Annotated in this window: 24 protein-coding genes; 14 read left to right on the top strand and 10 right to left on the bottom strand. The window is 62.6% G+C overall.

From position 1 onward, the window contains the following. Nucleotides 1–113 precede the first annotated feature (113 nt). On the bottom strand, nt 114–854 hold the full coding sequence (locus tag DEM27_RS05405) for a helix-turn-helix transcriptional regulator (RefSeq protein ID WP_109457182.1): 741 nt from the start codon (nt 852–854) through the stop codon (nt 114–116). A gap of 109 nt (nt 855–963) precedes the next feature. Between DEM27_RS05405 and DEM27_RS05400 the strand changes: the two genes are divergently transcribed. Next, nucleotides 964–1,839 (top strand): DMT family transporter, encoded by an 876-nt coding sequence (locus DEM27_RS05400; RefSeq protein WP_109457181.1) that lies wholly within the window; start codon nt 964–966, stop codon nt 1,837–1,839. A gap of 49 nt (nt 1,840–1,888) precedes the next feature. On the opposite strand, the gene DEM27_RS05395 is transcribed toward DEM27_RS05400, so the two are convergent. Continuing rightward, on the bottom strand, nt 1,889–2,911 hold the full coding sequence (locus DEM27_RS05395; RefSeq protein WP_109457180.1) for an RluA family pseudouridine synthase: 1,023 nt from the start codon (nt 2,909–2,911) through the stop codon (nt 1,889–1,891). Nucleotides 2,912–3,075: 164 nt separating this feature from the next. Here DEM27_RS05395 and DEM27_RS05390 point away from each other — a divergent pair, with 164 nt between their 5' ends. Continuing rightward, a complete protein-coding gene (locus DEM27_RS05390) occupies nt 3,076–3,459 on the top strand; it encodes a hypothetical protein (protein ID WP_109457179.1) in 384 nt (127 codons plus the stop codon). A gap of 7 nt (nt 3,460–3,466) precedes the next feature. Then, entirely contained in the window at nt 3,467–4,291 is an 825-nt protein-coding gene (locus DEM27_RS05385) for a TrmH family RNA methyltransferase (protein ID WP_109457178.1), read from the top strand. Here DEM27_RS05385 and DEM27_RS33860 read toward each other — a convergent pair. From DEM27_RS33860 to DEM27_RS05375, 3 genes are all read right to left on the bottom strand, one after another. Then, complete coding sequence (locus tag DEM27_RS33860; protein WP_165823344.1) at nt 4,288–4,557, bottom strand: hypothetical protein; 270 nt, start codon at nt 4,555–4,557, stop codon at nt 4,288–4,290. The genes DEM27_RS05385 and DEM27_RS33860 overlap by 4 nt on opposite strands. A 91-nt stretch (nt 4,558–4,648) precedes the next feature. Continuing rightward, entirely contained in the window at nt 4,649–5,800 is a 1,152-nt protein-coding gene (locus DEM27_RS05380) for a coiled-coil domain-containing protein (protein WP_128755434.1), read from the bottom strand. Between the two features lie 200 nt (nt 5,801–6,000). Next, on the bottom strand, nt 6,001–6,591 hold the full coding sequence (locus tag DEM27_RS05375) for a DUF1134 domain-containing protein (protein WP_109457176.1): 591 nt from the start codon (nt 6,589–6,591) through the stop codon (nt 6,001–6,003). Between the two features lie 292 nt (nt 6,592–6,883). Between DEM27_RS05375 and chpT the strand changes: the two genes are divergently transcribed. Continuing rightward, complete coding sequence (gene chpT, locus DEM27_RS05370; RefSeq protein ID WP_109457175.1) at nt 6,884–7,525, top strand: histidine phosphotransferase ChpT; 642 nt, start codon at nt 6,884–6,886, stop codon at nt 7,523–7,525. Nucleotides 7,526–7,640: 115 nt separating this feature from the next. Further along, nucleotides 7,641–8,003, top strand: a complete 363-nt coding sequence (locus tag DEM27_RS05365; protein ID WP_109457687.1) for a response regulator — start codon at nt 7,641–7,643, stop codon at nt 8,001–8,003. Nucleotides 8,004–8,168: 165 nt separating this feature from the next. On the opposite strand, the gene ctrA is transcribed toward DEM27_RS05365, so the two are convergent. Continuing rightward, nucleotides 8,169–8,870 carry a response regulator transcription factor CtrA gene (gene ctrA, locus DEM27_RS05360; RefSeq protein WP_109457174.1) on the bottom strand — a complete coding sequence of 234 codons (702 nt, stop codon included), beginning with the start codon at nt 8,868–8,870 and terminating at the stop codon, nt 8,169–8,171. 441 nt (nt 8,871–9,311) lie between these two features. Between ctrA and DEM27_RS05355 the strand changes: the two genes are divergently transcribed. Next, a complete protein-coding gene (locus DEM27_RS05355; RefSeq protein WP_109457173.1) occupies nt 9,312–9,662 on the top strand; it encodes a flagellar export protein FliJ in 351 nt (116 codons plus the stop codon). Between the two features lie 89 nt (nt 9,663–9,751). Here DEM27_RS05355 and DEM27_RS05350 read toward each other — a convergent pair whose 3' ends face one another. After that, the gene (locus tag DEM27_RS05350) at nt 9,752–10,033 is read right to left on the bottom strand and encodes a GNAT family N-acetyltransferase (RefSeq protein WP_109457172.1); all 282 of its coding nucleotides are present in this window, start codon (nt 10,031–10,033) and stop codon (nt 9,752–9,754) included. A 107-nt stretch (nt 10,034–10,140) separates the two neighbouring features. Here DEM27_RS05350 and DEM27_RS05345 point away from each other — a divergent pair, with 107 nt between their 5' ends. Further along, a complete protein-coding gene (locus tag DEM27_RS05345; RefSeq protein ID WP_109457171.1) occupies nt 10,141–10,593 on the top strand; it encodes a paraquat-inducible protein A in 453 nt (150 codons plus the stop codon). Between the two features lie 58 nt (nt 10,594–10,651). Here DEM27_RS05345 and sciP read toward each other — a convergent pair whose 3' ends face one another. Continuing rightward, the gene (gene sciP, locus DEM27_RS05340) at nt 10,652–10,927 is read right to left on the bottom strand and encodes a CtrA inhibitor SciP (protein ID WP_018327815.1); all 276 of its coding nucleotides are present in this window, start codon (nt 10,925–10,927) and stop codon (nt 10,652–10,654) included. Between the two features lie 418 nt (nt 10,928–11,345). On the opposite strand from sciP, the gene DEM27_RS05335 reads away from it, so the two are divergent. After that, entirely contained in the window at nt 11,346–12,092 is a 747-nt protein-coding gene (locus DEM27_RS05335; RefSeq protein ID WP_165823350.1) for a helix-turn-helix transcriptional regulator, read from the top strand. 20 nt (nt 12,093–12,112) lie between these two features. On the opposite strand, the gene DEM27_RS05330 is transcribed toward DEM27_RS05335, so the two are convergent. Together DEM27_RS05330 and cysQ are read right to left on the bottom strand one after the other, a co-directional pair. Next, complete coding sequence (locus DEM27_RS05330; RefSeq protein ID WP_109457169.1) at nt 12,113–13,153, bottom strand: DUF2793 domain-containing protein; 1,041 nt, start codon at nt 13,151–13,153, stop codon at nt 12,113–12,115. A gap of 88 nt (nt 13,154–13,241) precedes the next feature. Next, nucleotides 13,242–14,072, bottom strand: coding sequence for a 3'(2'),5'-bisphosphate nucleotidase CysQ (gene cysQ / locus DEM27_RS05325; protein ID WP_109457168.1), 831 nt, complete (start codon nt 14,070–14,072; stop codon nt 13,242–13,244). 319 nt (nt 14,073–14,391) lie between these two features. Here cysQ and DEM27_RS05320 point away from each other — a divergent pair, with 319 nt between their 5' ends. From DEM27_RS05320 to DEM27_RS05295, 6 genes are all read left to right on the top strand, one after another. Beyond that, complete coding sequence (locus DEM27_RS05320; RefSeq protein WP_109457167.1) at nt 14,392–15,642, top strand: sarcosine oxidase subunit beta family protein; 1,251 nt, start codon at nt 14,392–14,394, stop codon at nt 15,640–15,642. A gap of 9 nt (nt 15,643–15,651) precedes the next feature. Continuing rightward, the gene (locus DEM27_RS05315; RefSeq protein ID WP_109457166.1) at nt 15,652–15,930 is read left to right on the top strand and encodes a sarcosine oxidase subunit delta; all 279 of its coding nucleotides are present in this window, start codon (nt 15,652–15,654) and stop codon (nt 15,928–15,930) included. Then, the gene (locus DEM27_RS05310) at nt 15,927–18,884 is read left to right on the top strand and encodes a sarcosine oxidase subunit alpha family protein (RefSeq protein ID WP_109457165.1); all 2,958 of its coding nucleotides are present in this window, start codon (nt 15,927–15,929) and stop codon (nt 18,882–18,884) included. The genes DEM27_RS05315 and DEM27_RS05310 overlap by 4 nt, the downstream gene beginning before the upstream one ends. Nucleotides 18,885–18,894: 10 nt before the next feature. Further along, on the top strand, nt 18,895–19,446 hold the full coding sequence (locus DEM27_RS05305; protein WP_109457164.1) for a sarcosine oxidase subunit gamma: 552 nt from the start codon (nt 18,895–18,897) through the stop codon (nt 19,444–19,446). Between the two features lie 250 nt (nt 19,447–19,696). Next, a complete protein-coding gene (locus tag DEM27_RS05300; RefSeq protein ID WP_109457163.1) occupies nt 19,697–22,123 on the top strand; it encodes a GcvT family protein in 2,427 nt (808 codons plus the stop codon). Between the two features lie 312 nt (nt 22,124–22,435). Continuing rightward, nucleotides 22,436–23,338, top strand: coding sequence for a branched-chain amino acid ABC transporter permease (locus DEM27_RS05295; protein WP_109457162.1), 903 nt, complete (start codon nt 22,436–22,438; stop codon nt 23,336–23,338). Nucleotides 23,339–23,341 lie beyond the last annotated feature (3 nt).

Below are 23,341 nucleotides of genomic sequence, written 5' to 3'. Positions count from 1 at the left end.
ACGGTAAATCCGCCCTCTCCGAGCAGGCCTTGCGGTACGGATCGATCGATCCCGCACCAATCCAGGTAAGAGATAAGTGCGGCAGAACCGTGATTCAAGGGATCACGGATGCGTTATATCATTACGGATTTGTCATGTTCCGGCTTGCCGGGTGCACCTCTTTGACGTTCGTAATAGAAGATATCATGGGTTTCCCGCCATTGCTTGCGCAATCCTGCGCCGGTGTCGCCGAAGTCGATGTCCAGCACGTCGCACGCCTCGATGCGGTCCTGACGGAAGTGGCGGAAGCCGTTGCGCAACTCGCAGAAGCCGGCCAGCAGCACGCCCTCGATATAATAGACGATGGCAAGCGGGCAGACGATACGTTCCGTCAAGCTATCGGCCTGGTCGCGATAGCGCAGCTTGAGCTTGCGCTCTTCGCGGATTGCCTGGCGGATCAGCCGCATGCTGACTTTCGCAGCCGGAATGGCGTGCCAGGGGGAAACGAACAGGTGCGTCTGGGCGACCGACGGCCGGGGCGGCGGCAGGACGGCGTCGATCTTGGCGATGGCGTTGGCGCCGGCCGCTTCCAGGCTGCGGTCACCGGTGCGGGCGATCAGAGACAGGCCGACGGTGATCGCCTCGATTTCTTCGGGCGTGAACATCAGCGGCGGCAGATCGAAGCCGTTGCGCAGCACGTAACCGATGCCGGCAGCACCTTCGACCGGCACGCGTGTCGCCTGCAGCGCGGCGATGTCGCGGTAGACCGTGCGTTTGTTCACCTCCAGCCGCCGGGCGATTTCTTCGGCGGTCAGCGGCGCCTGGGCCGTCCGCAACATCTGGATAATCTCGAACATCCTTGCCGACCGTGCCATCACCCATCCTCCGAAACATCACTGGGGATTGAACAGTGTTGACAGCATGTTGTCAGCAGGGATCTGATAGGCCATCTGCCGATTGTCTCTTCGAACTGCCGGATCCATCATGAAATTCTCGCCCTATGTCATCGGACTGACGACCGTTTTGGTCTCGACCGTTCTCCTGAGCACGGCGGGGGTGATGACCCGGCTGGTGGCGATGGACAGCGCGACGATCCTGTTCTGGCGGGGTGTCTGGGGCGGGGCCGTGCTGCTGGCAGCGCTCCTGCTTCTGGCACCGCGCCAGGCACGGCGCGATTTCTTTCGCCTGGGACCGCCCGGCTGGGCCATCTGCCTGCTGACCACGGCAAGCATGATCTTTTTCATCACCGCGCTGCATCGCACCAGCGTTGCGCATGTGGCGATCATCTTTGCAACAGCTCCTTTCGTCTCGGCGGCCTTCGGTTTCTTTCTGTTGAGCGAGCGGCCGGGCCGCGGCGCCATCGTCGCCAGCCTGGCCGCATTGGCGGGTGTCGCGTTGATGGTCGGCACTGGCGGCACCGGCGGGCTGTTCGGGGATTTTCTGGCCGTGCTGATGACGATCTGCATGGCGCTGACGAACATTCTCATGCGCCGGTTTCCGGATACGCCGGTGCTGATGTCGGCGGGAATCTCGGCGGTTCTGGGATCACTGGTGACCTTGCCTTTCGCAACGCCGCTGGCGGCGGCAACCGGCGATATCGCCATCGTCGCGCTGTTCGGCATCTTCGGCTTTGCGTTTGGCCTGGGGTTGCTGCTTTACGGCGCGCGGTTGCTGCCGCCGGTGGAGACGGCACTGATCGGCGCGCTCGATGCGCCGCTGGCGCCGTTATGGGTATGGCTGCTGTTCAACGAACGCCTCGACGCCGTCACCATGATCGGCGGCGCCGTCGTCGTCGCGGCGGTCTGCCTGCATGTGCTGGCGGATATCCGCCGTCGGTCGACGGAAACGGCGGCTGCCTGATCGTGGCGACCGCCGGGGAAAGGCCGAAAAAGCCTTTTGCCTGAGTGCGTCAGTTGCGCAAGGCGTCTGCCAGTTCCTGCAGGTCGTCGGGCAAAGGGGCCTCGAAATGCATGGTCTCGCCGGTGCGCGGGTGCTCGAACTGCAGGAGGTAGGCATGCAGCGCCTGGCGGTGGAAGCGGTTCACCACCGCCTTGGCATCGTCCGGCAGCAGGTTTGCCTTGGTCTTGAAAGCGGCGCCGTAATCGGCATCGCCGATCAGCGGATGGCCGATATGGGCCATGTGCACGCGGATCTGGTGGGTGCGGCCGGTTTCCAGCCGGCACTCGACCAGCGCGGCCAGCGCGGTGGCGTCGGGGCGCTCGTGGAAGCGCTCGAGCACCGTGTAGTGGGTGATCGCCTCGCGGGCGTCGTCGCTTTCCTCGCGCTTGACGGCGCGCTTGGTGCGGTCGCCGGCGCGGCCGAGCGGCGCGTCGATCGTGCCCTGCAGGTGGCGCGGCCGGCCCCAGACGATGGCCTGGTAGGCGCGCTCCAGCGGGCCGCTGCGGCCGTGGTCGGCGAACTGGTCGGCCAGGTGGCGGTGGGCGATATCGTTCTTGGCGACCACCATCACTCCGGTTGTATCCTTGTCCAGCCGGTGGACGATGCCCGGCCGCTTGACGCCGCCGATGCCCGAAAGGCTGTCGCCGCAATGATGGATGAGGGCGTTGACCAGCGTGCCCGTCCAGTTGCCGGCGCCCGGATGGACGACGAGGCCGGCGGGCTTGACGAGCACGATCACGTCATTGTCCTCGTAGAGCACGTCGAGCGGGATATCCTCGCCCTTCGGCTCCGGGTCCTCCGGCTCGGGAAGGTCGATGACGACGGTATCGCCGGTGCGGATCTTCTTTTTCGGCTCGGTCACCACCGCGCCGTTCAGCGTCACGGCGCCTTCCTCGATCAGCGATTTGATGCGGTTGCGGGAAAATTCGCCCGAAAGTGTCGCCGTCAGCCAGGCATCGAGCCGTCCTTCGGCGGATTCATCGGCTTCAAGGACTTTTCTATTGTCGCCGGCTTGTTTAAAGGGGTCGGTCATTGCAGTCATCCCGGGTATGCCACCGGTGGCTGACTGCGAAAGGCCCGGTGGGCCGGTTGTCGCATCGTTACAGCCATGTCCCGTGGCTGGTCTTCCCTGAGCTCGGCGTCCGCATCAGGGAAGGGCACCTTTCCTTGCGGCCGTCAGTTACAGAGACACCAGTCATGTCAAATGTCGAACCAGACGAACAGGAAGAAAAGCCGCTCGATCCGGTCATGGAAAATGTCCGGCGCAAGATGGTGCGTCTGCAACTCGTCTCGGCGGGCATCATGGGTGTGATGCTTATGGCTGTCCTTGCCGCCATTGTCTACAAGGTAACGCAGCGCACGCCCGAGACGCCGGTGGCGTCCAGCGGCCTCAGCGTGCCGTCCGAGCAGCCGCTGGCGGCGACCGTCGCCTTGCCCTCAGGCTTCGTCGTCGAAAACACCAGCCTGTCCGGCAACCAGATCCTGTTCTACGGCCGCCTGGCCGACGGGCAGCGCAAGGCGCTGGTCTTCGACGCCACCGTCGGCCGCATCGTCGCCGACATCGCCATTACCGGCAACTGACGGCGCCATGGGTACGCTGATCCCGATCGACGACGCGGACGATCCGCGCATCGCGGAGTTCCGCGACATTCGCGAACGGGATCTGACCGGCCGGCAGGGGCGTTTCATCGCAGAGGGAACGGTGGTGTTGCGCATGCTCGCCGCCGCCCATGCGGCCGGGCGCGGGGTGGCGGCCGAAAAACTGCTGCTTTTGAAAAATCGCGTCGCCGGGATTTCCGATCTGCTGGAAGTTTTGCCGCCCGATGTGCCGGTCCATGTCGCCGAGCGCGATGTGCTGAACGCCATCGTCGGTTTCGATCTGCATCGCGGCGTGCTGGCGCTCGGCCGGCGGCTGGAGGTTTCGCCGGTGGATGCCTTCGTGGCGACGCTGCCGGCGGAGGCGCTGGTGGTGGTCGGCTGCAACATTTCCAACCACGACAATATCGGCGCCATCTTTCGCAACGCCGCCGCCTTCGGGGCCGATGCGGTGCTGCTCGACGAAACCTGCTGTGATCCGCTCTATCGCAAATCGCTGCGGGTCTCGGTCGGCTCCGTCCTGTCGGTGCCGTTTCGCCGGGAAGGCAGCGCCCTGCAGCTTCTGACCGCGCTCGCAGAGCGGAATTTTTCCGTCTGGGCGCTGTCGCCGAACGGGGCGACGGATATCCGCGCCGTGCAGCCTTCGGCCAGGACCGCGCTGGTGCTCGGAACGGAAGGCGAGGGGCTGCCAGCGGAGATATTGGGCCGTTTCCACAGCGCCCGTGTGCCGCAGATGGCTGGGCTGGATAGCCTGAATGTCGCAACGGCGACTGGCATCGCGCTCTATCAGATCGCCTCGGCGATGAAACGGGTCTAGAGCAATTCCAGCAAAAGTGCGTAGCGGTTTTGCGTCCGGAATTGCGGAGAAAGAAAGAGATAGAGCAATTCCAGCAAAAGTGCGCAGCGGTTTTGCGTCCGGAATTGCGGAGAAAGAAAGAGATAGAGCAATTCCAGCAAAAGTGCGTAGCGGTTTTGCGTCCGGAATTGCGGAGAAAGAAAGAGATAGAGCAATTCCAGCAAAAGTGCGTAGCGGTTTTGCGTCCGGAATTGCGGAGAAAGAAAGAGATAGAGCAATTCCAGCAAAAGTGCGCAGCGGTTTTGCGCCTGGAATTGCGGAAAAACAATGGGATAGAGCAGTTTCAGCCGACTTGGCCGCCGAGACAGGGCGCCGCCGTCACACCAGGTCGGCGGAGGCGCCTTCGCTCGTCATCGCATGCGCAATGCGTTCCGCGAGGCTATCCGGATTCCCCTTGTTCGTGCTCATGCCTGTCTTGAGGATCGCGTGGATGGGGGAAGCGGAGCCTTCCTTCATCGCGGTCAGCGCCACCATCCTGACGGCAAGCGAGGCGATTTCGACGCGCAGCGCCTCGTCCTGCTCCGGCGTGCGAGCCTGGCGCAGCCGCTCGCTGAGCGCGGCATTTTCGCCGCGCAGGTCTTCGGCCAGTTGCTCGCTGGTGTAAGCGTTTGCCTCGGCAGCGTGCATCTGGGTTTCGACGGCGATTTCCTTGGCCGCCGCCTTCCGGCTTTTGCTGATGCCGGGCATTTCGATGGCTGCGATACGCAGTGCCTTGTTGGCCTCGCGCAACTCGGAGCTGCTTTTCTTCAGCCGCTCCTTGAGGCGGGTATTGTCCTGGGTGCGCCGTTCCAGCAGGCCTTCGCGGTCGGCGTTGAGGGTCTGTTCGCGCATGAGGCGTTCCTCCAGCCGCAAGGCCCTCTGCTCTTCCTTCGACAGCCGCATCTCGGCATCCTTGGCGCGCTGCGTCATCAGCTTGAGGTCGTGGCGCAGCGAGTCGCGTTCGTCGCGCAGCGAGGCGATGCGCGACTGGGCGGTTTCGGTCATCGTGCCGGAGGCTGCAAGATCGATCTTGAGGTTGTCGATGTCGGCGATGAGCTTGTTGATCCGCCGGTTCAGCGTCTGGATTTCTTCGTTCTTCGCCGCGCCGATATCTTCGGCATCCTTCAGCTTGCCCTTCAGCTGGTCGGCATAACTGTCCTCGCGGCGCAGGCGCGAGCGCATGTCGGCGGCCTCGACGTTCATCTCGCTGATCTGCATCTGCAACTCGGCATTTTCCGATTGCAGGCGACCGGCGTCCTTCAAGAGGTTTTCGTTGCGAAGCTGGATGTTGAGCGCCTTTTCGCGCTCGCGGATGAGGTCCTGGCCGATCTTGGCGTTTTCCGCGGCATAGACCGCCCGGGCCATGTCCTTCTGGGCGCGGATTTCCTGCGGGCTGAGCGGCATGGTGGCCCTGAGCCGGCGTTCGGTGAACCAGATAACGCGGCGCAGAACGATCGGCGCCAGCAGCAGGACGACGAGGACCGCGCTCAAGAAACCAAGTCCGAACAGGATAGCGTATTGGATCACGGTGCGACCATCGGCTGGATATTTACGCCTGCTTAACAATGCCGATCATAAAACATGAGCGGCCTTCACCTGCAAGCATTCCCTCTGTTTAAGATTAATGGCAGTAACTTCGGTTACTTTTGGACAGCAGGGGTGCCGTTCTTTTGTCGAAGGCGGAAAGCGCCTCAGAACGGGTTCCAGGTCGGCGAACGGGTCACCTTGAGGTAGCCGACATTGACGCCGAGGCGGGCGCCGAGGCCGGTGCGGATCGGCACGATCACCACGTCGTTGTTGCGCAGCACCGTCATGCCGACGCCGGCGACGACGAAGGCCGAGCCGCTGACGCCGCCGAAGCGCTTGTAGAGATCCTCGATGCTGGAGAGATTGTAGACCAGCATCATCGCGCGGCTGCCCTGTCCGCCATAGTCGATGCCGAGCGAGGGGCCTTGCCAGAACACCGGGTGCTGGCCGGCATTCTTGGTGTAGAGTTCGCCTTCGCCATAGGTCAGGCCGGCGATGAAGGCGCCGGAGCCTTCCTGGCCGAGCACATAGCCGTTGGGCAGGCCGTATTGCTGGAAGGCGCGCTCCACCACCTTGGCGAGGCCGCCGGTCGCCGAGCCGAAGAAGCCGTGGCCGGCATCGACGATTTCCTGCATGGTGTATTGGCTGGAGTCGGCTGCGAGCGCCGGTCTTGCCGTCAGCGCGGCTGCCACGAGCGCAAAAGCCGTCAGGGCAAGCCGGATGCCTGCAAGGCTGCGAATGGGGTCAAAGCGCATGATTTGGTCCGTCCTCTCGCGGTGGGAAATCGAATCCCGGAATGGCGTGGGTGCATTTTGGTCGGTTCGACTTAACAATCGGTTTACCAAATATGGTGTCTTTATGGCGCTGGAAATCCCGTACCGGGCAGGAGGACGACCGACGCCACAGACGGGCAAGCCGGCGCAGCAGCAATCGCGACGGCAGGCGCAGGCTCTGCATCGTTTGGCCGCCAGCCGTCGGGGATCTATTTTCGCGCAATCTTCACATGCGAAGAACAGCACGAGCATCGAAAAGATTCAGGAGAACACCATGCCGAAGAACCCCAATCTCACGCTCAGCGGGCCTGATCTTGCCGCGCTGCTCTGCAGCCGCGTCTGCCACGACGTCATTTCGCCGGTCGGCGCCATCAACAACGGCCTGGAACTGCTCGACGAAGGCGGCGCCGATGCCGACGCGATGGACCTCATCCGCACCAGCGCGCTGAATGCGTCGGTCCGGCTGAAGTTCGCCCGCCTTGCCTTCGGTGCCTCCGGCTCGGTCGGCGCCTCCATCGATACCGGCGAGGCGGAAAAGGCGGCGAAGGATTTCGCCAGCGCCGACAAGAAGACGGAAGTGATCTGGAACGGTCCGCGCGCCATCATCGCCAAGAACCGCGTCAAGCTGCTGCTGAATCTTTTCCTGGTCGCCTATGGCGCCATTCCGCGCGGCGGCTCGCTCGATATCACGCTGGAAAACCCGGAACTCGACGCGGTCTTCACCATCGTCGCCAAGGGCCGGATGATGCGGCTGCCGCCAAAATTCGTGGAAATTTGCTCCGGCACGATCGAAGAAGCCATCGACGCTCATTCGATCCAGCCCTACTACACGGTGCTGCTGGCCGAAGAAGCCGGCATGGAACTGACCCACGAGGCCACGCCCGACCACATCGTCTTCACCGCCAAGGTCGGCTAATCAAGAGTTGTGTTTCTTCGTGGCGGCATGGTCTGCGTAACGAATTCTTAGCCTTGCGGACGTTATCCTGCGGCATGTCCAGGAGGCGTCCGCCTCCGGCATGAAGGAGTTGAGCATGCAACGTTTGATGATCGCCGATACGTCCGATGTCGTTCGCAAGGTCGGCAAGCGGATCCTGTCCGAACTCGGCTTTCTGGTTTCGGAAGCAGAGTCCAGTGCGGACGTGCTTCGCCGTTGCGGCGTGGAGATGCCGAACCTGCTGATCGTCGATGCGGGGATGGAGGGTGCCATCGAACTGATGACGACCATCCGCGCCATGCCGAACGGCAACACGGTGCGCATCTATTATTGCGTCGTCGAGGCCGACCTGAAGAAGATGATGCTCGGCAAGCGCGCCGGCGCCAACGACTTCCTGCTCAAGCCGTTCGATCGCAAGATCCTCACCGCGACCTTCGGCAGCCTCGCCGCCGCTGCCTGATTTCCATTTATCCATTGCAAATCCCGGCTGCCGTTTCTCCTGGACGGCAGCTTTTTTGTTGTCCGCCTTCAACGTCCGGACGCATGTGCAAAAACGAAAAACCCGCCCGTCTTGAAAACGGGCAGGTCGATCATGCGGCAAGCTGGGAACAGGCGGAAAAAGGTCTCAGGCGGTTTCGAGGTAATCGCTGCCGTCGGGCTCGCGCAGGACGTAGCCGCGGCCCCAGACCGTTTCGATGTAGTTTGCGCCGCCGGCGGCATTGGCCAGCTTCTTGCGCAGCTTGCAGATGAAGACGTCGATGATTTTCAGTTCGGGCTCGTCCATGCCGCCATAGAGGTGGTTCAGGAACATTTCCTTCGTCAGCGTCGTTCCCTTGCGGAGCGAAAGCAGCTCCAGCATCTGGTATTCCTTGCCGGTCAGGTGAACGCGCTGGCCGCCGACTTCGACGGTCTTGGCGTCGAGGTTCACGATCAGTTCGCCCGTGGAGATGATCGACTGGGCATGGCCCTTGGAGCGGCGGACGATGGCGTGGATGCGCGCAACCAACTCGTCCTTGTGGAACGGCTTGGTCATGTAGTCGTCGGCGCCGAAGCCGAGACCGCGAACCTTGTCTTCGATGCCGGCCATGCCGGACAGGATCAGGATCGGCGTCTTGACCTTCGAGAGGCGCAACGTTCTGAGAACTTCGTAGCCGGACATGTCCGGCAGGTTCAGGTCGAGGAGGATGATGTCGTAATCATACAGCTTGCCGAGATCGACACCTTCTTCGCCAAGATCCGTCGTGTAGACGTTGAAGCTTTCGGATTTGAGCATCAACTCGATGCTCTGCGCTGTCGCGCTATCGTCTTCGATGAGTAGAACCCGCATTTTAATCCCCTTTACCGCCGCCGAAAGGTCGTCCTAGCCTCTACGCGCCACGGATCCAGTCGTTGCCTGATTTGAAAGCTGCCACCAAATGGTTAACAAATTCTGATTCCCTCTGGCAAGGTATACGAATTCATTAAATATTTTTTGCAGTTCCCTGATTTCCAACAATGAATCGACGCGCAGCTTTCTAAAATTTCACTTTAAGAAAACGAGCTAAGCGATTCATCCGACTCCAGCATTCCGTTGCCTCGCTTTTTATGGCTCGGCATTTACTGACCCTTAAAAGATCGTCTCTATCATTAACGATGCCCGTAAACGAAAGGTTACCGACGGTAGGTTTTTATTAACACCGCGGAAATTTTTTTGATCCGATATGTGTCAGGTCGGTTAAACGGGCCAAAATGAGTGTAGCCGGGGTCTCGCATCACGGGAGTATTGCGTATGAAGTCGCGTGAGAGCCTAGTTCGCCTGAAAGAGTTTCAGGTGAACGAAAAACGCCGTCAGTTGCAGCAATTGCAGCTGATGATGTCCGAATTCGAACGGATGTCCAAGGAACTCGAGAACCAGATCGTTCTCGAGGAGAAGAAATCGGGCATTTCCGATCCGAATCACTTCGCCTATCCCACCTTCGCCAAAGCTGCACGGCAAAGAGCCGACAATCTTCAGGTCTCGATCCGGGAATTGAAGACCCAGCAGGAGGCGGCGGAGACGGTGCTCGAAGAGGTTCAGGCGGAATATTCCCGGGCAGCCGCGCTGGAAGAGCGCGATACGTCCGCACGTATCCGCGCCTGACCGGCCACGAGCCTGACCCGAAACCCGGTTTCCGACCGCCTATGATGAATGGCATACATTCGTCATAGGCGGGTTTCGGCGTTGCGGGCTCAGCCGCTCAACACGTCCTTCCATTCCGGATGCCGGGCTGCCTGCGCCTTGAAAAACGGGCAGAGCGGGAAAATCTTCCAGCCGCCGGCGCGGGCATCGTCGACGGCATGTTGCGCCAGGGCCTGTCCGACGCCCTTGCCGCGCAGCGCATCCGGCACGCCGGTGTGATCGACGATGACCAGATGCGGCGATGAGCGGGAGAACGTCATTTCACCTTCGTGACCTTCGAGGCTGGCGACGTAGCGTCCGCCCGACGGCCGGTCTTCTTTGCGGATATCCATTTCATCTCCCGTATCATTGCCTATATGCACAGAGGCGTGGCAAGCCTAACGCAGATGGGGCAGGGGGAACAAGCGATGGATGAAACCGGGACAGGGGTGGCGGACGCATGCTGAAGGCCTGGGCCAAGCCGTTCCTGCTGGCCGCCGCGCCTTTTTGCCTGGCGCTCGGGCTGGTCCTGCCGCTGGTGACGTTCGAAAAGCTTTATTTTTTCTCCGACAGCCCGTCGCTGGTCACCATCATCGCCGCGCTCTGGACGTCGGACGACCGGATCCTGGCGGCACTGGTCTTCCTGCTGTCCGTCGCCTGCCCGGTGGTGAAGATGATCGGCCTTGCGGCAGAGGCGATGAATGCCGGTCGCACCGACGGCAAGGGGATAGTGCACAGGCTGCTGCCCCTGCTGTCGCGCTGGTCGATGATGGACGTCATGCTGGTGGCGGTCGTCATCGTGGCGGCAAAAACAAGCGGCCTGGCAAGCGCTTTCACGCAGCCAGGCCTATGGTTCTACGCCGCGTCTGCAATCGCAGCCGGGCTTCTGCAAGGGCTGATCGCCAAATCCTAGGACAATCGGGCAAAATTTGCAGCGGTTTTGCCTCCGGAATCGAATGGAAACAAAGGCCTCAGTGTCTGTACTGCTGGATCCGTGTGGTTCTCAGCCCGGCAAGGCCGTGATCGTTGATCGAGGATTGCCAGGAAAGAAACTCTTCCACCGTCAGCGTATAGCGTTCGCAGGCTTCCTCGAGACTCAACAAGCCACCGCGCACTGCCGCGACAACTTCCGCTTTCCGGCGGATGACCCAGCGGCGCGTATTGGCCGGCGGGAGATCCGCGATCGTCAGCGGGCTGCCATCGGGACCGATGACATATTTCACTCGGGGTCGTATCATTTCGGTCATTGGGACTCTCTACACAAACTCAAGACCACATGTGGGGCACTCTATCGTGCCACATTTAAAAATTGCCTAAGCCGCGTGTAACTATTTTACAACAATTTGAAACGCTTGCGGCCTGGCCTCAAAAGAGGCTCGATACAAGCAAAGACAAGCCTTCCGTTGCGTAAATTTGATGCAGATGCATAGCTCCCATGCACAATCGGCATTTTATTAAAATTCAGACTTAAAGTATGTGCTGCGCCAACGGAACTGGACTGGCCTTTATTGAGCCGGCGTTCCTGAATTATTCCGCATAGCATTCATGCTGCTTCCGCCATTTCCATGGCGCGAGGCTTTTCTTCGTTTCCGGTGCGACCTCGTGCCGGTGCTATAGTTGCTTTCTAATCATTCGTTTATGGATCTCGCGCAAGGAGCAGTGGGCATGGCCGGTTACATCTTTTCGGCTCGTGGTGAGGGTGACGGGGGCTCTTCGCCACTCCGGAAACCACGCGAGGCGGCGCCGGACGTGGCCGGACAGTCCAGGGCATTCGAAAAGCTTGCGGCCGACTACGGTTTTTCCTTTTATCTGGTCGCCCGCTTTCCGCACGGCGACAAATCGGATTTCCTGAGCAACCACGTTCTCAGCAACTGGCCGGAGGACCTGCGCCGGCGTTATGCCGCCGCGGACGTCTTCCGCTGCAGCTCTCTTGTCGCTCGCCTGAAAGAAACCATCCTTCCGGTCTTTTCCAATTGCTGCGTCTTCAGCAAAGGCGAAGCGAACCAGAACGCCAATGGCCTGACGGCGGTGTTTTCCCAGGCGGGCCTGCGCGATACGCTGAGTTTTTCGGCGCACGACATGCGCCTTCGCCACCACATCATCGCGTTTTCCGGCGTCAAGCCGACGATCACCGAGCAGGAAAAGATGGAACTCTTTTTCAGGGCACTTACCCTGCTCGAAAACCATGTGCGCCAGGAAACGGTGCTGGACGGGCCGCGCGAACGGCTGACTGGCCGCGAGATCGAATGTCTTCGCTGGTCAGCCGCCGGCAAGAGCAGCGAAGAAATCGCCATCATTCTCGAAATCTCGTCGCATACGGTTGCCAGCTACCTGAAGGCGGCGATGCGCAAGCTCGATTCCGTCAACCGCATGCAGGCGATCGCGCGCGCCTGCCGCTATCGCCTGCTCTGACTGCGGATACGACGTTTTGCTTACAACATGATCGCCGTCACGGCGGTCTTGCCCGGGCCAAACGTCACGTCCGCGCTGCCGGAATGTTCGCAGGAGAGCCAGTCGCCGGCGGAGAGCGCGGCGATGGTTGTCGCGGATTTGCTGGCCAGGGTGCCGCCGCTGCCGGTGTTGCGGATCGACGCGACGACTGTCGCGCCGTTGACCAGGAGGTCGATGCCGTGGGCGCCGGTCGACGATGCCTGCAGGCTCAGGCTGACGAGATAAAGGCCATCCTCCGGCACCACCAGGCGGGAACCGCTGCCGCCTGAAATCGCTGCGCCCAGTGCAAAGCCACCCTGATTGGCCGCCAGGCTCTGGAAGCCGGTCTTGCTGCCGGCGGCCTGTGTCGTCGTGGCGCTGTTCATCGATGCCGCGACGAGCGGCCGTTGCGGCAGGTGTACCCGCCCCCCGGTGGTCACCGTCAGGGCGGCAAGCCAGCTGCTGCCGTCGGGGCTGACCTTGATCGAGAAGCCGTTGTCGCCGGCCAGTCCCATTTCCGCGTGACCCGTCCAGCCGGTCTGGAACAGCAGCGATGCGGTATCCGACGATGCGGCCTTGTTGATCTTCAGCTGGTGCCCCGCGCCTTCATTGGTCAGCAGTGTCGCCGGGGCGGATACGGAAAGCCGGTTGGTCGTGTCCGGTGTGGCGTTGATGCCGAGCATCTGCATCGCGCCGCCTTCGGGCAGCGGCAGCGGGTTCCATTCCCCGTCCTCGTGGACCAGAAGGGTGCCGCTTGCGGCAAACCAGCCGCGCCAGCCGTCGCGCGGGACGAAAAACGTCCAGGCGCCGTCCTGGCGAACGGCGATCTGTCCGTCCTTGCCGCTCCAGAGGCCGCCGGCACCGGCATCGACGAGAAAGCAGGCGCCATCCTCCGGCGTTCCGGGCGGTGTCGCCAGCGTGGCGCGGATCGTCAGCTGGACGAGGGCGTCAAGCCGCTGCAGGGCTTCGTTGTGGGTGACATGTTTTTGCGCTTGCGAGGGCAGGATGTAGGGAAGTGTCAGGTTCGGCGTCGTCTCGGACATGGTCGGGGCTCTCCGTGTTTGGATCGCTCCCAGAATAGGCCGGCGCAAGGCGACGGGGATCAGGTCCCGCCGGCCACGTTGAATTTGCTCAGTTTCCCTGCTTTCGCGTACCCGTCCCCATACCCGTGCCCGGAACCGGCGTCAGCCGCCGGCCGAAGGCGATGAAATGCGGATTGGCGAAGCTGTGTTCGGCATCGTCGGCGACCTTGCCGTAAAGCAGCGGCACGCCTTCGGCGCCCAGCGTCACGCCGCCTGCCGCGCGCAAAACGGCGTCGCCGGCGGCCGTGTCCCATTCCATGGTGCGGGTGAAGCGTGGATAGATGTCGGCATCGCCTTCCGCCAGCAGGCAGAATTTCAAGGACGAGCCGCTGTAACGACAGCCGGTGATGCCCTGTTGGTCGAGATAGGTCTCGATCTCGGCGCTGTGGTGCGAGCGGCTGGCGACGGCGACGACCGGGGTCGCCGGCAGTCGGGCGAAAATGCGCCTGCGGCCGGTTATCGTGCCGTCGGGCCCGATCTCCAGCCTTTCCGCCCGTCCGTCGATGCCGGTATAGGCGACGTCCTTGGCCGGCGCATAGACGATGCCGGCGACCGGCACGCCCTGGCGGATCAAGGCGATGTTGACGGTAAAGTCGCCGTTCTGCTGGATGAATTCCTTGGTGCCGTCGAGCGGATCGACGAGGAAAAACACCTCGCCGCCGATATCGGGCACGATGCCCGCCGCCACGCATTCCTCGGCGACGACCGGGATCTCCGGAAAGGCGGCGCCGAGATGCCGAAGAATGATGTCTTCGGCGCGCTGGTCCGCTTCCGTCACCGGCGAATTATCGGCCTTCACCGTGATTTCGGGCGCGGTGGCGTAAATCGCCAGGATGGCGCGGCCTGCTTCCAGCGCGGCTTTCTCCAGGATATCGAGCATCACGGGCCGGGCTCCGGTTTCGGGGCGGGGGGAATGAACGGCATTGGCATCCTGTTTCGAAGAGAAGCACGATGGATGTAGTTAGTGTCTTGTTCTGCTGTCAGCAAGAATATCGTCGCCAGAGAGTTAAGGGTATTGTTACCGTTTCCGCCGGGTGTCTCGTCTTGGCAACGGTTCTCCGCTGGCGCTGTGGAATTTTCGCAACGCCGCAAGACTCTCTTGCCGATGTCCCGTTCAGATCGGCCCATGTCCATTGCGGGCTTGTCGTTTCGAGTGCATATGCGAATGTCTCCGGCGAATTGACCAATGGAAATGCCCGATGCGCTACTCCGCCCTATCGATCCTGAAACAAGCTTTTTCCGGCAATCGCGGCTGGAAGCCGGCCTGGCGCGAGCCGGAACCCAAGCCGCATTACGACGTCGTCATCGTCGGCGGCGGCGGGCATGGCCTGTCGACGGCCTATTACCTCGCCAAGGAGCATGGCATCACCAATGTCGCGGTGATCGAGAAGGGCTATATCGGCGCCGGCAATGTCGGGCGCAACACGACGATCATCCGCTCCAACTACCTGCTGGAAGGCAACGAGCCGTTCTACGAGCTGTCGATGAAGCTCTGGGAAGGGCTGGAGCAGGATTTCAACTACAATGCCATGGTCTCGCAGCGCGGCATCGTCAACCTGTTCCATTCCGACGGCCAGCGTGACGCCTATGCCCGGCGCGGCAATGCGATGATGATCCACGGCGTCGATGCCCAGCTGCTCGACCGCGAGCAGGTTCGCCGCATGATGCCGTATCTCAATTTCGACCATGCGCGCTTCCCGATCCTCGGCGGCCTCTACCAGGCGCGCGCCGGCACGGCCCGCCACGATGCGGTGGCCTGGGGATATGCCCGCGGCGCCGACAGCCGCGGCGTCGACATCATCCAGCATTGCGAGGTGACCGGCATCCGCCGCGAAAACGGCCGGGTGGTCGGCGTCGAGACCACGAAAGGTTTCATCGGCTGCAACAAGCTGGCGTTGGCCGCCGCCGGCAACACCACCACCGTCGGTCGCATGGCCGATCTCGAGCTGCCGATCGAGACGCATGTGCTGCAGGCTTTCGTTTCGGAAGGGCTGAAGCCGATGATCGACAACGTCATCACCTACGGCGCCGGCCATTTCTACATCTCGCAGTCCGACAAGGGCGGCTTGGTGTTCGGCGCCGACATCGATTATTACTCCTCCTACGCCCAGCGCGGCAACCTGGCGACGGTGGAGCACACGATCGAGGAAGGCGTGTCGCTGATCCCCGGCCTGTCGCGCACCCGCGTGCTGCGCTCCTGGGGCGGCGTCATGGACATGAGCATGGACGGCTCGCCGATCATCGACCGCACGCCGATCGACAATCTCTACCTGAATTGCGGCTGGTGCTACGGCGGCTTCAAGGCGACGCCCGCATCCGGTTTCTGTTTCGCCCATCTGATCGCCCGCAACGAGAGCCACAACGTCGCCCGTTTCCTGCGGCTCGACCGGTTCGAACGCGGTTTCCCCATCGACGAAGGCGGCAAGGGTCCGCAGCCGAACCTCCATTGAGACACGACCATGGCAAGCCTCATCCATTGCCCGCATTGCGGGAGCCGACCGAAAGAAGAATTCTCCATCCGCGGCGATGCCTCGCTGGTGCGCCCGTCGCCATCCGCCTCCGACGAGGAGTGGCACCGCTACGTGCATATCCGTGACAATCCCAAGGGGCGCTACAAGGAACATTGGCACCACGCCTTCGGCTGTCGCCGCTGGCTGGTCGTCGAGCGTGACAACTTCACCCACGAGGTGTTTTCCGTCACCGATGCCGCCGAGGCGGCAAAGGCGGTGCAGGCATGAGCGCCCATCGTCTTTCCTCCGGCGGTCTCGTCGACCGCAGCCGCTCCCTCGGCTTCTCCTTCGATGGCCTCGATCTCAAGGGTTATGAAGGCGATACGCTGGCGTCGGCGCTGCTTGCCAACGACCAGCTGCTCGTCGGCCGCTCCTTCAAGTACCACCGCCCGCGCGGCATCGTCACCGCCGGCTCGGCCGAGCCGAACGCGCTGGTCATGATCGGCAAGGGCGCGCGCACCGAGCCCAACACCCGCGCCACCGTCGCCGAACTCTACAACGGCCTCGTTGCCACCAGCCAGAACCGCTGGCCGTCGCTGAAATACGACATCGGTTCGCTGAACAGCCTGTTGTCGCCCTTCCTCGGCGCCGGCTTCTACTACAAGACCTTCATGTGGCCGGCTGCCTTCTGGGAAAAGGTCTACGAGCCTTTCATCCGCCGCGCCGCCGGTCTCGGCAAGGCGGTGATGGAAGCCGATCCGGATCGTTACGAAAAGGCCTGGGCGCATTGCGACCTGCTGGTCGTCGGTGCCGGTCCGGCCGGCCTGATGGCGGCGCTGACGGCGGCGCGCGCCGGCCTGCGCGTCATCCTCGCCGACGAGGGTTTCCGGCTCGGCGGTTCGCTGCTGTCGGAGCGGGTTTCGATCGGCGGTACGGCACCCTCCACGTTCGTCGAGACGATCCTCTCCGAACTCGCCGGTTTCCCCTGGGTCACCCTGATGCCGCGCACCACCGTCTTCGGCTGGTACGACGACAATGTCTTCGGTGCCGTGGAAAAGGTTCAGAAACATATCGCCCTGCCGTCGCTGGACCTGCCGGTGGAGCGCCTGTGGCGCATCGTCGCCCGCCGCGCCATCATGGCGACGGGGGCGGAAGAACGGCCGCTGGTCTTCGGCGGCAACGACCGCCCGGGCGTCATGACCGCCGGTGCCGGCCGTACCTATCTCAACCGTTACGGCGTTGCCGTCGGCCGCAAGGTGGCCGTGTTCACCAATGGCGGCTCCGGTTATCAGGCGGCGCGTGACCTTGCGGCACAGGGCATCGACGTCGCCGCCGTCATCGACGGCCGGCCGGCCGCCGGTGACAACCTGCCGAACGGCATCCGGCTCATCCAGGGCGGCGGTGTCGTCAAGGTCAAGGGCAGGCACCGCGTCGGCGGTCTCCTCGTCGAGCGCTCCGGTTTCGAAGAGAGTATCGATTGCGACGCACTGTTGATGTCCGGTGGCTGGTCGCCGATCATCCATCTCGCCTGCCAGCGTGGCGCCAAGCCCTACTGGTCGGATGAGAAACAGGCGTTTCTGGCGCCCGATGTCGGGCGGCAATTGCTGCCCGCCGGCTCGGCCTCGGGCCTTTCCGGCATCGGCGCCTGCCTGCGCGACGGTGTCGCCAAGGCGTTGTCGGCACTGGCGAGCCTCGATCTCACCGCCACATCGCCTGACGTGCCTGACGTCGAGGGCGAATATGACGCAAGTTTTGCGCCGCTCTGGTACGTGCCGGGTGCCAGGGACAAGGCCTTCGTCGATTTCCAGAACGACGTGCATGTCAAGGATCTCGGCCTCGCCCAGCGCGAGGGGTTCGGCCATATCGAGCACACCAAGCGCTACACCACCAGCGGCATGGCGACCGACCAGGGCAAGCTCGGCAATGTCAACGCCACCGGCATCATCGCCGGCATGAAGGGTGTCAGCCCGGCGGAAATCGGCGTCACCACCTTCCGCCCTTTCTATACGCCGGTGTCGTTCGGCGCGATGGCGGGCACCTCGCGCGGCGAACATTCGCGGCCGGTGCGCCGCTCGCCGCTGCATGGCTGGGCGAAGAAGAACGGCGCCGTCTTCGTCGAAGCCGGCCTGTGGCATCGCTCGTCCTGGTTCCCGCGCGACGGCGAAAAGGGCTGGCGGCAGAGCGTCGACCGCGAAGTCATGAACGCGCGCACCAATGTCGGCCTTTGCGACGTCTCGACCCTCGGCAAGATCGAGGTGTTCGGCAACGATGCGGCGGAGTTCCTGAACCGCATCTATTCCAACGCCTTCCTGAAACTGCCGGTCGGCCGGGCGCGCTACGGCCTGATGCTGCGCGAGGACGGTATCGTCTATGACGACGGGACCACCAGCCGGCTGGCTGAAAACCATTTCTTCGTCACCACCACCACGGCCTATGCCGCCGAGGTGATGACGCATATGGAATATTGCGCGCAGGTGCTCTGGCCCGATCTCGACGTGCGTTTCGTTTCCTCGTCGGACCAGTGGGCGCAGATGTCGCTGGTCGGCCCGAAGGCGCGGCTCGTCCTGCAGCAGGTCGTCGAGGACGATGTGTCCAACGAGGCATTCCCCTTCCTCGCCGTGCGCGAAGTGACGTTGAAGGGCGGCCTGCGCGCGCGCCTGTTCCGCATCTCCTTCTCGGGCGAGCTGGCCTATGAGCTGGCCGTGCCGGCCGGTTACGGCGAAGCCGTCGCCGATGCGCTGATGGAGGCCGGCAGGCCGCACGACATCTGCGCCTACGGCGTCGAGGCGCTCAACGTGCTGCGTATCGAGAAGGGCCATGTGACCCACAACGAACTCAACGGCACCACGACACCCGACGATGTCGGCCTCGGCAAGATGTTCTCCGTCAACAAGCCGGATTTCATCGGCAAGCGCCTGTCGAGCCGGTTCGGCCTGACGGCGGCCGATCGCCTGCAGCTGGTCGGTTTGAAGCCGGTTGACAAGGCCAAGGAGATCAAGGCCGGCGCCCATCTGCTGAAGGAGGGGGCCGCGCCGTCGATGACCAACGACCAGGGGCATGTCACCTCGGCCTGCTTCTCGCCGGCACTTGGCCATCCGATCGCGCTGGCGCTGTTGAAATCCGGCCGCGAACGCTTCGGCGAGAAGATCGTCGTCTGGGACAAGCTGCGCGGCGAAGAATTCGTCGCCGAGGTCTGCAGCCCGGTCTTCATCGATCCCGACAGCCAGAAACTGCATCAGTAAGGGTGCGACCATGAATTATGTCCATCGCCATGTGCTGGAAGATCTGATCACCGGTTTCGAAGGCAGCTCCAACCCGCATCACCTTGCCGTCCTCAAGCGCCCGACGGTGTTCTCCGTTCTCGCCCGGCCGGGCCGGGAGGCGGATGCGCGCAACGTGCTTGCCAATCTGCAGGGTGTCTCGGTGCGCATTTCCGGCCCGGGCGAATGGCTCGTGGTGTCGGAGGACGTTGCCATCGACAGCCTCGCCCGCACGCTACAGGACAGTGGCACCGGCCTGTTCGATGCTGTCGACCAGAGCGACGGGCGTGTCGTGCTGCGGCTTTCGGGTCCGCAGGTGCGAAAAATCCTCGCCAAATGCCTGGCGGTGGACCTGCATGCCGACGCGTTTCCCGTCGGGGCATCGGCGGCGACGCAATGCTGCCACGCGGCCGCCAACCTGGCCCGCACGGATCAGGATACGTTCGAACTCGTCGTGTCGCGATCCTTTGCGGGTTTCGTCTTCGAGGAAATCCTCGAAATGGGCCGCGAATTCGCTATGACCGCGGGTTTTTCAGCCGGCTGATCGCGGGCAGGGGCTGGTTCCCGGCCGCAATGACCGAACGTTGGCCGCAGGGTTACGCCCTGCGGCCTTTCGCATTCATGGGTGCATATCGTGCGTGCCGCCCGCGGGACAACAATTTTGTCCGAAGCGACATTTCGCTTCGCAGAACGGGCTATGGCTTCGGGCGATTCCGACATAGGCTCCGGCAGTTTTTCTACAATCCGAGGCATGCCGCTCAAGGCGGGCGCCCTCAAACGCCGGAGAATTTTTCATGAAGAGCCATGCGCGTGTCGTCGTCATCGGTGGAGGTGTCGTCGGCTGCTCGGTGCTTTACCACCTCACCAAGTTCGGCTGGACCGACGTGGTGCTTCTGGAGCGGTCCGAGCTGACCTCGGGGTCCACCTGGCATGCCGCCGGCGGTATGCACACCATCAACGGCGATCCGAACGTCGCCAAGCTGCAGAAATATACCGTCGAGCTCTACAAGGAGATCGAGGAATATTCCGGCCAGGACATCGGCCTGCACATGACCTCCGGCCTGATGCTGGCCGCCACCCACGAGCGTTTCGACTGGATGAAGTCGCTGCTGGCCAAGGGCAAGTATGCCGGCGGCGAGGCGACGCTGATTTCCGCCCGCGAGGCGCACGAGATGATGCCGCTGCTCGACCCTGGCCAGTTCGTCGGCGCCGTGTTCGATCCGCATGAAGGCCATCTCGACCCCTACGGCACGACGCACGCCTACGCCAAGTCGGCCAAGAAGAACGGCGCCGAGATCTATCTGCACACCAAGGTCGAGGATCTCGTCCAGCTGGAGGACGGCACCTGGCGCGTCATCACCGACAAGGGCGAGATCCGCGCCGAGCATGTGGTGAACGCGGCCGGCCTCTGGGCCCGCGAAGTGGGCCGCATGGTCGGCCTGGAGCTGCCGGTGCTCGCCATGGAGCATATGTACCTGATCACCGAGGACATGCCGGAGGTCATCGACTTCAACACGACCACCGGCAAGGAATTGATGCACTGCGTCGATTTCGACGGCGAGATCTATATCCGCCAGGAGCGCAACGGCATGCTGATGGGCACCTATGAAAAGGATTGCCGCCCGTGGTCGCCGATCACCACGCCCTGGAATTTCGGCCACGAACTGCTGGCGGAGGACCTGGAACGCATCACCAGCGAGCTGGAAGTCGGTTTCCGCCACTTCCCCGCCTTCAACAAGGCCGGCATCCGCAAGATCATCAACGGCCCCTTCACCTTCTCGCCGGACGGCAATCCGCTGGTCGGCCCGGTGCGCGGCATGACGAATTTCTGGTCGGCCTGCGCCGTCATGGCCGGCTTCAGCCAGGGTGGCGGCGTCGGCCTGGCGCTCGCCCAGTGGATCATCGAGGGCGATCCGGGTTTCGACGTCTTCGCCATGGATGTCTGCCGCTACGGCGATTACGCCACGCTCGCTTATACCAATGCCAAGGTGCGCGAAAACTATTCGCGCCGCTTCTCGATCCGTTATCCGAACGAGGAGCTGCCGGGCGCCCGGCCGCTGCTGACCACGCCGATCTACGACCGGCTGAAGGAGGCCGGCGCGATCTTCGGCGCTTCCTACGGTCTCGAAAGCCCGCTATGGTTTGCGCCGAAGGGCGAGGTCGATGCCTTCTCCTGGCGCCGTTCCAACGATTTCGACGTCGTCGGCGCCGAAGCGAAGGCGGTGCGCGACAGCGTCGGCCTGATGGAGACATCGGGTTTCGCAAAATACAAGGTCAGCGGCAAGGGCGCAGAGGCGTGGCTCGACAGGATCCTGGCCGCCCGCATTCCCGCCATCGGCCGCATGGTGCTGGCGCCGATGCTCAACGAGGCCGGCAAGCTGATCGGCGATTTCACCCTCGCCAAGCTCGGCGAGGAGGACTTCCTGGTCATCGGCTCGGGTATTGCCGAGGACTACCATATGCGCTGGTTCGAGCAGCACCTGCCGGCGGATGGCTCCGTCTCGCTGGAAGCGGTCAACCTCGGCCTCGTCGGCCTTTCGGTCGCCGGCCCGAATGCCCGCGCCGTGCTGCAGAAGCTGACGCATCTCGATCTCTCCGATGCCGCCTTCAAGTTCATGGACATTCGCCGCATGGACCTCGGCATGGCCAAGGCGATCGTCGGCCGCGTGTCCTATACCGGCGATCTCGGTTTCGAAATCTGGATGAAGCCGGAGTACCAGCGCTATCTCTTCGATGCGATCATGGAAGCCGGCGCCGAATTCGGCATCCGCCTGTTCGGCCTGCGGGCGCTGAACGCCTTGCGCCTGGAAAAATCCTTCGGCAGCTGGTCGCGCGAATTCCGCCCGCTCTACGGCCCGCTGGAAGCCGGCCTCGGCCGCTTCGTCGCGCTGTCGAAGGACGCGGATTTCATCGGCAAGCAGCCGGCCGTCGCCGAGAAGGCCGAAGGCGGGGCGCTGCGCCTGCGCACCTTCGTCGTCGAGGCCAGGGATGCCGACGTCATCGGCGACGAGCCGATCTTCCTGAACGGCGAGGTCAAGGGCTGGGTGACGTCGGGCGGGTATGCCCACGCCTCCGGCCTGTCCGTCGCCATCGGCTACGTGCCGAAGGAGATCGCCGACGAGGCCGACGGCTGGACGATCGAATTGCTCGGGGAGATGCTGCCGGCGCGTCTGCAGCCGCAGGCGCTCTTCGACGCCAACGGCTCGCGCATGCGCTCCTGAGCCGCCGTCTCGAAAGTTGCACGGTTCGGTTGCCGCGACCGGGCCGTGCTACGCTATTCTATTTAAAGCGCTTTCAGTGATGCAAAGCCTGACTGACTGAAATCGCGTCAAGGCATGCTACTTAAGTAGTGTTTTTGCTCCTGATCGTGTCTGCTTGTGAAGAATGGGCCGATTTCTGCCGCAGTTTCACCTTTTTGGCTTCACATTTTCTTCGAAAGCGGTATGGAATCCCCTAATAAGATAATTCCCACTAGGGAAACGCAATACAAGAGGCATGGGTCATCGTAATCCATGCCCTGGGGAAAAGGACTAATGGAGTATTTTATCCAGCAGCTCGTCAACGGGCTGACGCTTGGCTCGATCTATGGAATGATCGCCATCGGTTACACGATGGTTTATGGTATCATCGGCATGATCAATTTCGCCCATGGCGATATCTTCATGCTTGGCGGTTTTGCCGCCCTGATCGTCTTTCTCATCCTGACAGGTCTGTTCGCCGGAATTCCCGTCGTCGTGGCGCTTCTGATCATGCTGATCGTCGCCATGCTGATGGCCGGATTGTGGAACTGGACGATCGAAAAGGTGGCCTACCGGCCGCTGCGCGGCTCGTTCCGCCTGGCGCCGCTGATCACCGCCATCGGCATGTCGATCGCGCTTTCCAACTTCATCCAAGTGACGCAGGGTCCGCGTAACAAGCCGATCCCGCCGCTGGTGTCGTCGGTCTACAATGTCTTCGGCATCTCGATTTCGCTGAAGCAGATCATCATCATCCTGATCACCGTCGTGCTTCTGTCCGTCTTCTGGTACATCGTGCATCGCACGCCGCTCGGCCGGGCCCAGCGCGCCACGGAGCAGGACCGCAAGATGGCGGCGCTGCTCGGGGTCGACGTCGATCGGACGATCTCGGTCACCTTCGTGATGGGAGCGGCGCTCGCCGCGGTCGCCGGCACCATGTACCTGATGTATTATGGCGTCGTGGTCTTCACCGATGGCTTCATCCCGGGCGTCAAGGCCTTCACGGCAGCCGTTCTGGGCGGCATCGGCTCCCTGCCGGGCGCCGTACTCGGCGGGTTGCTGATCGGCCTGATCGAATCGCTTTGGTCGGCCTATTTCACCATCGCCTACAAGGATGTCGCGACCTTCTCCATCCTTGCGATCGTGCTGATCTTCAAGCCGTCGGGTATTCTCGGACGTCCCGAAGTCGAGAAAGTTTAACGC

Source organism: Rhizobium album, assembly GCF_003122325.1.
GTDB lineage: Bacteria > Pseudomonadota > Alphaproteobacteria > Rhizobiales > Rhizobiaceae > Metarhizobium > Metarhizobium album.
This window is presented reverse-complemented; position numbering and strand designations above follow the sequence as displayed.